This is a genomic window from Clostridium sp. UBA6640, assembly GCF_002455975.1.
Classification (GTDB): Bacteria; Bacillota; Clostridia; order Clostridiales; family Clostridiaceae; genus Clostridium_J.
Genome location: NZ_DKLM01000064.1, coordinates 1 through 12,517 on the forward strand (window position 1 = coordinate 1; position 12,517 = coordinate 12,517).

The following is a 12,517-nucleotide window of genomic DNA, read 5'->3' on the forward strand; positions in this document are numbered from 1 at the left end:
CAAAAAAGCCTGTAATTATGGCACTTTTCTGCTTTCGTCCTTTTGTTCTATGTGTTCTATCGAAAAATGCCCAGCCAGCCGGATTGTGCGGAAATCGACGCCCCTGCCATTTTCAGCATTGATTGTTGCACCCTCTCCGACATTGAAGCCGAGTAAAAGCATGTCCGCCAAAGGCCCAGGCAATCTTGCCGGGGTTTGCCCCCCTATATACAAGCACAAAAGCGCCAGTCGAGGTATCATCCCCGGCTGGTGCTTTTTTGTTTTCAGTCTTCTCGCTCGAAAGGTATTCAGCGCAAAGGTTAATCTCCCGGTGCACTTCATTCTCAGCTTTCCATACCTCCTGTACGCTGCACCAGCCATCCGGAGATACGGTGATGATCGAACGGTTGAAATCTTCATTGTAAAAGTAGCCCTTGAATAAGTCAAAAAGCTCCTCGACTTCCTTTACGATTGCGGAGATCTCTAGCATTATACTTACCTCCGTTAAAGATATGTTTCAACTTCTCTGTGGCTCACAGCTTACATATTCACGGTGGAAAAACAAGCTCTAAAACGTATTTTTTATACTTTTTTTATTATGAAGCCCACTGCCCGCCGGCTCACCCCGGAAAGCGGTAGGACTTTTTAATTTTTGATTTTATGAATAATTTAAAAAAATATAAAAAAACCTATTGATAAAACTGATCTTTCTGATTATACTGTATATGTAGTTAAATGTACAGTATAGGAGTGATGATTTGAATATTGTTATATCGAATAGTTCCAGCCTACCGATTTATGAGCAAATAAAAGAGCAGGTAAAGGCTCAAATATTATCAGGGGAACTGGTAGAAGATGAAATTCTCCCCTCGCTTCGGCAGTTGGCAAAGGACTTAAAAATAAGTGTGCTGACTACTACGCGGGCATACAATGAGCTTGAACAGGAAGGATTTATTACAAGTCGACAAGGTAAGGGCTTTTTTGTTATGTCGAGTAGTTCTAATCTTATCCGTGAGCAACTTATCAAGGAAGTGGAAAACAACTTAAACAATGCGATACAAGCAGCACAGAGAGTGTCCATGACTGATGATGAAATTATCAGCCTTTTACGGCTTTTATTGGAGGTAAAAAATGACTAATAACTATTTAGAATTAACCGGCGTAAGCAAGAGCTTTCCCGGCTTCAAGCTGAATAATATCAGCCTTTCCTTGCCCAAAGGGTATATCATGGGACTTGTCGGCCCGAATGGAGCCGGAAAGACAACGACAATACAGCTTATTCTTAATATGTTGGAAAAGGACGCGGGAGAGATTTTGGTCTTCGGCAAAGACAATGTAAAAAGTGAAAATGCCATTAAGCAGGATATTGGTGTTGTGTTCAACAGCATATTTTATGTGGATAGCTGGACGGTAAAGGACACGGAAAAAGCAATATCTATCTTTTACGAGGATTGGAAACATGATATTTTCAGCGAAATGGTAAAACGCTTTGATTTGCCACAAGGAAAAAAGGTGAGAGAGTTATCGCGTGGTATGCAAATGAAACTAATGCTTGCTTGCGCTTTCTCACATAACGCGAAACTGCTGATACTTGACGAGCCAACAAGCGGGCTTGACCCTGTAACCCGTAGCGAGTTTTTAGAAATCCTGCAAGAGTATATAAAAGATGGTGAAAGAAGCGTTTTATTCTCCACTCACATTACAACAGACTTAGAACGGGTTGCCGATTACATCACGTTTGTAAATCATGGGAAATTGATTTTTACCGGCAGTATGGATGACTTATTAAGCAGTTATCGACTTATCAAAGGCAGACCGCGAGATTTAACGGCTGAGCTTGAAAAAAGCATTATCGGTTTGCGTAAAACCAATATGGGCTTTGAAGGACTTATCGGCGCGAAAGAAGCGGCCCAATATAAGGATTATGTCTTTGATACCGCGACAATTGATGATATTGTTATCGGCATTAGCAAAGGGGGTGCAAGGAAATGACAGGCGTTTTGAGGATTATAAAACTGGATTTTTTCACAATGAAATCACAGTTTGGCGTGTATTTATCATTAGTGTTAGCAGTAATGATGTTTGGGTTCATGGGTTCGTCTGTTAACATATTGTGTATCACTGGCGCATGGTTTGTGGCGTTGATGTCCTCTAATATTTTTGCCATCCAGGAAAAGAACGACCTTGATTGCTTATACGGTTCAGTTTCCGTTAGTTTGAAAGATATAGTGCTTGGGCGATATGTTTATACCTTTCTGAACTATTTTATATCGTTTATCATGGTGATCGTTATGTATTTTAGCTTTGTAGTGTTTCAAAGCAGAGCGTTAAAGCTATCCGAAATTATACTTGGGTTCAGCGCGTCATTGTTAGTTTTCTCTACTATCACAGGAATACAAATGCCATTGTACTTCAAGATGGGCTACACAAAAGCAAAGGTTTGGTCTATGATTCCGTTTGTTGCGGTAATGGCTTTAGTTGCAATACCATCTTTTGTCCCTGCACTATCAGGCATAATCGAGTTTATGCAAACTAATAGAAGTATTTTGATTGTGGGCGTCATATTGGCAAGTTGTATTATCCAATTCCTTTCATATCGAATTTCAGTTGTTGCTTATCGCAAACGGAAAAGAGGATGATTACATGAAATGTAGAATCTGTAAAAAACGCATGACTGGCATTTATTTAGATTTTCACTAAGAGTATAGCAGTCTGACAAAAAAAGCTGTGAATGTTCCGGCTTGCCGATGTCCAAAATGCGATAAGGTAATTGTTCCCGACTTGATATTGGCAAGACTAAAAGGGTATGTAGCGCAGGAATGCGATAATATTATTGATTTTGCAAAGCACGAATAACAAGAGGAAGAAGATTTTGTAGTTCTGCATATATTTGGCTTAATGTAATGACCCTTTACGCTGTGATTGAGATTGTGTATTAAAACTTGTACTTGCTAATAGTAACGCTTTGCGGCAATTATGCTTAGAAAGGAATACACACATCGTCTTCTGCAAAATGCGAGTGTTCCTCCTCTTTTTTTCGCTTGCATAATAAAAATCTGCATCACAATTAGGGAATGCCATTACTGACATTCCCTTCCTATTACTATTCTATTTTTCATCATACTCTTCACTGTCTTAAATCCTTTAGGAAATATATGTTGAGTTATTTTACCTATGGATTCTAATACATTCATAGTAACTCGTATTTTATGTCCGTCATCATAATCCTCATACCAAAACGTAATTTTTTCTCCATCATATTTTTCTACTAGTATCTCTTTAACGGCTATCGTCTTAGCCTTCATATATTAATGTTACAACAAGTTATCCACAGATTTGAAATTTTATAATTTCCTATAGAATAAAAAAAGTTGTAATTTAATTTATTACCAAATTACAACTTATAATAAAAATATAAATTTCCTTTTTAATCCTTAATTAAAGAAATCTATTTTTATCTATTATCACAATAATTTTAGGCAATTCTTGTCTTAGAATAAGAGTTGCTATATTGCTTATAAAAGGAAAAGCTAGATAATTGCAGAATATTATCATAGAAATGGGTAGGGTTTATGTGGCTCGTCACAATAAAAATATTTTATTATTTATAAAAAATCTATTGGCCACCATAGGTGCTCCAGTTTTGATATAAGAAATGATTGCCTCTATAGAAGCATTGCATTGGAGTATGAATGAAAATAGAAAATTGGAAAATTAATTGTAAATGCTGTACACTATTATAAATATTAACGCTTTTCTCTAAAAACTCTTTTAAAAATTATCTATAGATGATTGGAGGTATTTGTTATGTCAAATATTATTATAAGAGAGTATAAAACTCAAGATTGGTCACGTATCGAGGAAATACATGATTGTGCTAGAAAAATAGAGCTTCAATTTGCTGGGCTTAAGGATGCATTTATACCGCTTGCTCAGGCGGCCATTGATGAGGAATTATTTGATTATACAGTGGTAGTTGGTCAATTAAATGATAGTGTAGTAGGGTTCGTGGCGTATTCAGAAGATGAAATTGCATGGCTTTATATAGATCCTAATGCTATGAGACAGGGTGTTGGAAAAAGTTTAGTTAAATATGCCATTGAAAATACAACTTGTAGGCCGCTTATGTTAGAGGTTTTGGTCGGAAATGAGCCTGCCTTACGATTATATGAGGCAATGGGGTTTGAAACCTTAGAGATTCTTTCAGGTTCAATGCCTGGAAATGAGTCCTTCAAAGTGTCTGTACATTCCATGCAGCTGAAAACAACGTAGTATAATCAAAGTGCAATTTAAAGACATAGGAACATGAAATACTGTTGGAAATTTCTTAGAAATGGACAGAATAAGTCAATTACCATAAATAGTTGTGCCAACGTAGTATGATGACATACTACGTTGCTGTTTTTTAGATGCTTAAAATAAAGACTTATATTTATTCTTTGTTTTGCAGGTTTATACGCTCAAAGTCTATAATAATAAATGCTACATAAAACTAGGTTACTAACAGAAAAGTGCGTACTTGTTAATTAGGTTATGAAGGCATATAATAACATCATTAAAGATATAAATTGTATGGGGGTATATATTATGAAAGTAATTGCTTTTAATGGAAGTCCTAAAAAGAATGGAAACACTTATGAAGCAATAAAGGCCGTAGGTGTAGAATTAGAAAAAGAAAACATAGAATTAGAGATTATTCACATGGGAAACAAACTAATACAAGGGTGTTTGGCATGTAACGGATGTGGCAGAAACAGAAATGAAAAGTGTGTTATTGACAATGATGAAGTGAATCAGTGGATTCAAAAAATGAAGGATGCAGATGGAATTATTTTGGCATCTCCTGTATACTACTCAGCTATAGCAGGAACTATGAAATCATTTTTAGACCGTGCATTTTATGTAGCCTCTGCAAATGGAGGAATGTTTAGACATAAAGTGGGAGCTAGTGTAGTTGCAGTGAGAAGATCTGGAGGAGTTCCAGCATTTAATCAACTAAATAATTACATTAACTATTCAGAAATGGTAATGCCTACATCAAATTATTGGAATGTAGTTTATGGTACAGTTCCAGGTGAAGCAACTAAAGATGAAGAAGGAATGCAAATTATGAGAGTTTTAGGTAAAAATATGTCATGGCTTATGAATGTTATTGAAGCTGGTAAAGAGAATGTAGAAGAAAATGATAAGGAACGTAAAGTATTTACGAACTTTATAAGATAGAATTAGTTTATGAAAGAATGAAAATATATCAAGTCATAAATAAATAGATTTTCTGTGAGATAAAAATGAAATGTGTAACGAATTGCTACATATTTCATTTTTTATTTGGCTTTATTGAGAAGTTATCAATTTCAGCACTATATTTTGTTACTGATAGTACTGTTAGAAAAAAATTAAAATAGTTAAACTTCTTTACAGTAAGATTATATTGTAAAGTTTGATGCAGAAGGTATGATTATTAAGTATATAAAAATAATTCTTAGATTTAACAGATTGTTAAAGGGAGATTTCTGTGTTTTATATAAATTAATTTAATATTATATATTGATATAAATTATTTAAGAGTATATAATATTAATTGATAATCAGTATCATTTAACTTCATTTATTTGATTATACACTTACAGTAGTAAGTAGTAGTTTAATAGAATTACTAAGAATATTAACTTGTTATAAATAATAATTATATTATATTTTGAATTTACTTGGAGGTGACACTTATGAATATATTTATAAATAGTACACTAAGTCCAGTTGCTCTTGCAGCAATAGGTACAGGAGTTACTTTCTTAGCAACAGCCTTAGGTGCTGCAATGGTATTTCTCTTTAGAGGAGAAATAAAGCCAAGTCTGCAACGTATATTTTTAGGCTTTGCAGCAGGGGTAATGATAGCAGCATCAGTATGGTCTCTTATTATTCCTTCTATAGAAATGGCAGAAGAACAAGGAATGATTGGTTGGATACCAGCTGCAGGAGGTTTTGTTATCGGCGGATTATTTTTACTTTTACTTGATAATTTATTACCGCATCTTCACTTAGATAGCGATTATCCAGAGGGACTTCCGTCATCTTTAAAACGTACCACAATGCTTGTATTTGCAGTAACTCTGCACAATATTCCAGAGGGGTTAGCTGTTGGGCTTGCTTTTGGACTTGCAGGAAGTGGACATTCTACAGTTAGCATTGCATCAGCATCAGCTCTTGCAATTGGAATGGCACTGCAAAACTTCCCAGAAGGAGCGGCTATATCATTGCCACTTAAAAAAGAAGGATTATCAAATACAAAAGCTTTTATATATGGAGCACTGTCAGGCATAGTTGAACCCATAGCTGGAATTGTTGGGGTATTGTTAGTTGGTTCAATTCAAGGGATTATGCCTTGGCTTTTATCCTTTGCAGCAGGTGCTATGATATATGTGGTAGTGGAGGAATTAATACCTGAAGCTCACCTAGGAGAGCATTCACATTCAGGAACTATAGGAGTAATGGCTGGCTTTCTTATTATGATGGTTCTTGATGTAGCGTTGGGATAGATAGTCTTTTTATAGATAAAAAATAACAGCCTTGATGACTTTTCTGTGCATCAAGGCTGTTATTAATTGAATCTCTACTTTTAAAGGTATGACTTCATATGCTGGATATTCTTGAATAGATACATCTGCTAAATTTTTCGCTGAAACATTGATGAAAGAACACAGCAAAACAATTAATACTAGTGTAGTTAATGAAATTATTTTTTTAACAAACCCTTTTTGACTATAATAGCTTTCCTCCCTTAATACCATTAAATTAAATTCACTAGATAAAATTTATTGCTATTAATTCCATAGCATTCCCCTTTAGATAATACATAAAGTACGTATTTCATATTTGTTAGCACCTGTTTCTGATGTTTTACAATATTATAAATAAATAGTAAAGTGTAATATTTTAGCAGGTATTTTTAATCTATAAGAAATATCTATATATCAACTTTCAGATAAATAAATCATATAAATGTTGAAATATAAGAGGTTTCAAACTTTTAAAATGTTTTAATATGCATAAACGCTATATATATATATAATGCAATATAAGAAAAGATATACTATTTCACCATAATGTTACAAATTTTTCTTTTAAATTGATGTTATAATTTATATATAAGTAATTATGGCATATAGCTTAAGGTTAAGAGGGAATATATGAAATAGAGGTGGGTTAATGACATATTTAAGAAAGCCAGAATGGTTAAAGGTAAAATTACAAAGTGGTAGAAATATCAATAAGGTTAGTTCTTTGCTAAGCCAGTATAAGTTAAATACAGTTTGTGAAGAAGCAGGATGCCCTAATCATGGAGAATGTTATAATAAATGTACAGCGGCATTTATGATTTTGGGTAAAAATTGTACTAGAAATTGTAAGTTTTGTAAGGTTACAAAAGATGCCCCAGAAAAAGTTGATCTAATGGAGCCATATAATTTAGCACAAACTGTAAGGGAAATGAACCTAAAACATGTAGTAATTACTTCAGTTACAAGGGATGATTTACTTGATGGTGGAGCTAATCATTTCGCAAAGACTGTAAAAGAAATTAAAAAGCTAGATAGAAAAGTTACAACAGAGGTGTTAATACCTGATTTTAAAGGCGACATTGAGGCATTGAAAACAGTAGTGAATTCTAATCCTGAAATAATTAATCATAATATTGAAACTGTAAAAAATCTGTATAATAAAGTTCGCCCTATGGCAATTTATAAAAGATCTCTAGAGCTTTTACAAAACGTAAAAATGCTTAATCCAAATATTTTAACCAAATCTGGATTTATGGTAGGATTAGGTGAAAGTGAAGAAGAAGTTATAGAGCTAATGAAGGATTTAAAGAAAGTAAACTGCGATATATTAACTATAGGACAGTATTTAATGCCGTCAAAAGAACATATAAATGTTGTAGAATATATTCATCCTAATACTTTTAAAAAGTATGAAACTATCGGTAAAGATTTAGGCTTCAAATTTGTAGCTAGTGGACCATTAGTAAGAAGTTCCTACTATGCAGCAGAAGTTTTTGAAAGCCTATTAAAAGCTTAGAATATAAAATTATATTGTATTTAAATTGAAAGCCCAATGCTTACTTATAGCACTGGGCTTTCAATTTGATTAATACAAAATAAAGTTGTAAAAATAAAATTATACTTCATATATTGATAATCCTTTTATATGCATATATATAATTGAGGTGATAATATTATGGCACTAATAAATAGTGGCGATATACTAACGATATCTGCAGGACATTGTACTAAAACAGACCTTGGTGCTGTAGGATATAGGATTGAAGCTGAATTAAATAAATCAATAACTGAGGAATTTGTTAAACTATGTAACAAATACAATTTAACAATATATGATGTAACACCATATGATGAAGATTTATCTGTAAATGATAGGCTAGTGCTAGAGGTAAATAGAGCCAATAATCATAAATCGAAACTTCATATATGTATGCATCATAATTCCTCTGATGGAAATGGCTATGGTACAGAGGTATATGTGTTTTCTAATTCTGGACTAGCTTCAAGCTCTGCTAAAGCAGTAGCCGATGCCATATCAAGTCTAGGGTTTAGAAATAGGGGAGTAAAGGAAAATGAAAGCTTATATGTACCTAGAGAAACTAATATGGCTTGCGTATTACCAGAAATCGCATTTGTAGATAATAAAAATGATATGAATTTATGGCAGAAACTTGGACCATATACCATAGCTAAAAGTATCTTTAAAGCTTTAACTAATATTGATGATAATAATAAAGAACCTATTCCAACTATACCTGTAAAAAATATTGGAGATAATGATTATTCTATTAAAGATAAAATAGCACAAATCACTGTCGATATTTTAAATGTACGAAGTGGACCTGGTATAAATTATTCAGTAATTGGACAATTAAAGAAGAATGATAAAGTTAAATTATATAAAAAATCTAATGGTTGGTATTCTATATATTATGGTAACAGTGGAGGATATATAAATATTAGCTATGCAAAAATTTTATAAACCTAATATATAATTGAATTTACGATTTGATTATTATTAGATATATGTTGCAAAAATATTAAATATTGTTATAATGAAATTAAAGAATTAAATAACCTTATTGCTAGGGGTGCCTTATGGCTGAGAGGGCAGATTTTGCCTAACCCTTGAACCTGATGTGGTTAATACCACCGTAGGGAAGCAGAATAAATGCACTTTTATATGTATTTTAAGCTTGCCTTTGGCAAGCTTTTTTATTTTGGATAAAATTGTTTTTTTAATTTATTTTTGGGAGGTGGAGATGTTTTGTCTATATATAGAATTATTGATGCAAATATAAATAGAGTTTCTGAGGGAATTAGAGTATTAGAGGATCTATGTAGATTCTACTATAATGATGAAATAAAAACCAAAGAACTTAGAGAATTAAGACATGATGTAAGAAAAACTTTTGACAGTGATGAACTTATAGATTATAGAGATTCAATAAATGATATTGGCGCTGCTATATCTTTAAAAACCACTGTAGATAAAAAAGAAACTATTGAAGCATTAATAAAATCTAATTTTAAAAGAATACAAGAAGGACTAAGAACTATTGAGGAATTGTTAAAAGTATTAGGGTACTATGAATATGGTAAAAAGTATGAAACTTTAAGGTTTAAATCCTATTACCTTGAAAAAACTTATCCAAATAGAAGGTTTTATTTTAAAGACAGTATTTATGCTATTTTAGGAGAAGATTTTTCTAATGGTAAAGATAATATTCAATTAACTAAAGAGCTTATTGAAAATGGTATTAAAATAATTCAATATAGAGAAAAAAATAAAGATAAAATTTATAAATTAAACCAATGCAAAATTATTAGAGAATTAACAAAAAAACATGATGTAACTTTTATTATTAATGATGACATTGATATCGCAGTAGCGGTACAAGCTGATGGAATACATATAGGACAAAAAGATATGGATCCGCTAGAAGCAAAAAAAATTGCACCTAATATGACAATTGGGCTTTCAACTAGTAATAAAGATCAAGCTCTTTTAGCTTTAGAGAAAAAAGTTGATTATATAGGTGTAGGTCCCATATTTAATACTGAAACCAAAAAAGATGTGGAATATTCGGAAGGATTAGAATATTTAAAATGGGTATCTAAAAATATAAAGTTACCTTTTGTTGCAATAGGCGGAATAAAAGAAGAAAATTTAATGGATGTAATAAATAGTGGTGGAAACTGTTTTGCTATGATTTCTGAACTTGTTAGCACAGAAAGTATGAAGACTAAGGTTAATAATATTAGAAAAATAATAAATGAGATAAATGAGGAGGATAACTATGAATTACACAACTCAAATGGATGCTGCTAAAAAGCATATTATAACAGAGGAAATGAAGATTATTGCAGAAAAGGAAAACATAGATATAGAACAATTAAGAGCTTTAGTTGCAGAGGGTAAAATAGCAATACCTGCAAATAAAAATCATAAGAGCTTATCACCAGAAGGTGTTGGACAAGGTCTTAGAACGAAAATTAACGTAAATCTGGGTATATCAAAGGATTGTGCTAATATTGAAGCGGAACTTGAAAAAGTCAAAATGGCCTTAGAAATGAAGGCAGAAGCTATAATGGATTTAAGTAATTATGGTAAAACCTATGATTTTAGAAAAAAATTAATAGATATATCACCTGCAATGATTGGTACTGTTCCAATGTATGATGTAGTGGGATTTTATGATAAAGAGCTTAAAGATATAACTGTAGATGAGTTTTTCGATGTAGTCGAAAAACATGCTATGGATGGAGTAGATTTTGTTACTATCCATGCGGGCTTAAATAGAGAGACTATAAATACTTTTAAACGAAATAAAAGACTTACTAATATAGTTTCAAGAGGTGGATCATTACTATTTGCTTGGATGGAATTAAATAATAAGGAAAATCCATTTTATGAGCATTTTGATAGATTACTGGACATTTGTGAAAAATACGATCTAACATTAAGTTTAGGTGATGCTTGCAGACCAGGCTCTATAAATGATGCTACTGATGCCTGCCAAATAAAAGAACTTATGATATTAGGAGAGCTTACTTTAAGAGCATGGGAGAGAAATGTACAAGTTATAATTGAAGGACCAGGTCATATGGCTATTAACGAAATAGAAGCTAATATGTTACTTGAGAAGAAACTTTGCCATGGAGCACCTTTCTATGTATTAGGGCCATTAGTTACGGATATAGCACCAGGATATGATCACATTACAAGTGCTATTGGTGGGGCTATTGCGGCTACACATGGCGCAGACTTTTTATGCTATGTAACTCCAGCAGAGCATTTAAGACTTCCAAACTTAGAAGATATGAAAGAGGGGATAATTGCTTCTAAAATAGCTGCTCATGCTGCTGATATAGCTAAAAATGTAAAAGGTGCAAAAGATATAGATTATAAAATGAGCAAAGCAAGGCAAGCATTGGATTGGGAAGAAATGTTCAATCTAGCTATTGATGAAGAAAAACCTAGAAGATATAGACGTGAATCCATGCCTGAACATGAAGATAGTTGCACTATGTGCGGTAAAATGTGCTCAATGAGAAACATGAACAAAATTCTTCAAGGAAAAAATATAAATATTTTAAGAGAAGATGATTAAAAAGATCATTTCAAAAGCTAATTTTGTAAAATCTAATAAAATATAAAATCAGAAGGTATATAATTTAGAAGAATAAATTTAAATTATATACCTTTTTTAATTTCACCTAATCTTATAGATTATAAAGAAAGGGTTAATTATCTTATTAAAGAGTGTGTAATAAAACTTTTTCCCTATATATATTTAGAATTAAATTTGCCATAATTAATAAAAAGGAAGGTTAATAGTAAATATGTTATAATATTTTAAACTGTAATAAATTGATTTTATTACTTTATTTTAGAGAAAAGGTCATTATTTATTCTCTTTATTTTTATAAAAATCATGTAGTAAAATTAATTAATTAATTATAACGAGGTATAGAAATGAATAAACAAGCTAGAATTTCCGTTAGAAATTTAGTGGAATTCATATATAGATATGGAGATTTAACTAATGAGTATATAAGCCATGGAAGGGCATTAGAAGGCACAAAAATACATCAGAAGGTTCAAAAACAATTGGATAAGGAATATGAAGATAACGACAATGCAAAGTTTGAAAAAGAAGTATCTATAAAAGAAACTTTTAAAGTTAAAGATTTTGAATTAACTTTAGAAGGAAGAATTGATGGAATAATAATTTCCCAGGAAATTACAAATATATTAGAAATAAAAAGTACTAAAAGACAGCTCTTTGATATAACTAATGAAAATCTACTACATAGTGCACAAGCTAAGCTCTATGGATATATGTACGCATTTACCAATGCCCTTAAAGACATCAATATAACTGTCATGTATGTTAATACAGAGAATTATGATATTAAAGAATTTACCACAAAGTATAGTTTTAATGACCTTGAAGAATTTTTTTATGAAACCGTAA

Annotated in this window: 13 protein-coding genes and 1 riboswitch; of the genes, 12 read left to right on the plus strand and 1 reads right to left on the minus strand. The window is 32.0% G+C overall.

Going from position 1 to position 12,517, the window contains the following annotated elements; translation table 11 throughout:
• The 4 genes from B2W91_RS06790 to B2W91_RS06805 form a co-directional block, all read left to right on the plus strand.
• A partial coding sequence (locus B2W91_RS06790; RefSeq protein ID WP_291579633.1) for a hypothetical protein occupies positions 1-421 on the plus strand: 421 nt, incomplete at its 5' end.
• Between the two features lie 316 nt (positions 422-737).
• Complete coding sequence (locus B2W91_RS06795) at positions 738-1,118, plus strand: GntR family transcriptional regulator (RefSeq protein ID WP_291579634.1); 381 nt, start codon at positions 738-740, stop codon at positions 1,116-1,118.
• On the plus strand, positions 1,111-1,971 hold the full coding sequence (locus B2W91_RS06800; protein ID WP_291579635.1) for an ABC transporter ATP-binding protein: 861 nt from the start codon (positions 1,111-1,113) through the stop codon (positions 1,969-1,971). Before B2W91_RS06795 ends, B2W91_RS06800 begins: the two co-directional genes overlap by 8 nt.
• A complete protein-coding gene (locus B2W91_RS06805; RefSeq protein ID WP_291579636.1) occupies positions 1,968-2,618 on the plus strand; it encodes an ABC-2 transporter permease in 651 nt (216 codons plus the stop codon). Before B2W91_RS06800 ends, B2W91_RS06805 begins: the two co-directional genes overlap by 4 nt.
• Before the next feature lie 441 nt (positions 2,619-3,059).
• Here B2W91_RS06805 and B2W91_RS06810 read toward each other — a convergent pair whose 3' ends face one another.
• The gene (locus tag B2W91_RS06810) at positions 3,060-3,284 is read right to left on the minus strand and encodes a transposase (RefSeq protein WP_291579637.1); all 225 of its coding nucleotides are present in this window, start codon (positions 3,282-3,284) and stop codon (positions 3,060-3,062) included.
• A gap of 502 nt (positions 3,285-3,786) precedes the next feature.
• Here B2W91_RS06810 and B2W91_RS06815 point away from each other — a divergent pair.
• The 8 genes from B2W91_RS06815 to B2W91_RS06850 form a co-directional block, all read left to right on the plus strand.
• Positions 3,787-4,251: a GNAT family N-acetyltransferase gene (locus B2W91_RS06815; RefSeq protein ID WP_291579638.1), complete on the plus strand. Its 465-nt coding sequence runs from the start codon at positions 3,787-3,789 to the stop codon at positions 4,249-4,251.
• A 315-nt stretch (positions 4,252-4,566) separates the two neighbouring features.
• Positions 4,567-5,202 carry a flavodoxin family protein gene (locus B2W91_RS06820; protein WP_291579639.1) on the plus strand — a complete coding sequence of 212 codons (636 nt, stop codon included), beginning with the start codon at positions 4,567-4,569 and terminating at the stop codon, positions 5,200-5,202.
• Positions 5,203-5,702: 500 nt separating this feature from the next.
• Entirely contained in the window at positions 5,703-6,515 is an 813-nt protein-coding gene (locus B2W91_RS06825; protein ID WP_291579640.1) for a ZIP family metal transporter, read from the plus strand.
• Positions 6,516-7,185: 670 nt separating this feature from the next.
• On the plus strand, positions 7,186-8,052 hold the full coding sequence (lipA, locus tag B2W91_RS06830; protein ID WP_291579641.1) for a lipoyl synthase: 867 nt from the start codon (positions 7,186-7,188) through the stop codon (positions 8,050-8,052).
• A gap of 159 nt (positions 8,053-8,211) precedes the next feature.
• Entirely contained in the window at positions 8,212-9,018 is an 807-nt protein-coding gene (locus B2W91_RS06835; RefSeq protein WP_291579642.1) for an N-acetylmuramoyl-L-alanine amidase, read from the plus strand.
• Positions 9,019-9,113: 95 nt separating this feature from the next.
• Positions 9,114-9,214, plus strand: a riboswitch (TPP riboswitch).
• A gap of 89 nt (positions 9,215-9,303) precedes the next feature.
• On the plus strand, positions 9,304-10,368 hold the full coding sequence (thiE, locus tag B2W91_RS06840; protein WP_291579643.1) for a thiamine phosphate synthase: 1,065 nt from the start codon (positions 9,304-9,306) through the stop codon (positions 10,366-10,368).
• Complete coding sequence (gene thiC / locus B2W91_RS06845; protein ID WP_291579644.1) at positions 10,337-11,650, plus strand: phosphomethylpyrimidine synthase ThiC; 1,314 nt, start codon at positions 10,337-10,339, stop codon at positions 11,648-11,650. Before thiE ends, thiC begins: the two co-directional genes overlap by 32 nt.
• A gap of 365 nt (positions 11,651-12,015) precedes the next feature.
• The coding region (locus tag B2W91_RS06850) for a PD-(D/E)XK nuclease family protein (RefSeq protein WP_291579645.1) at positions 12,016-12,517 on the plus strand (502 nt) is incomplete at its 3' end.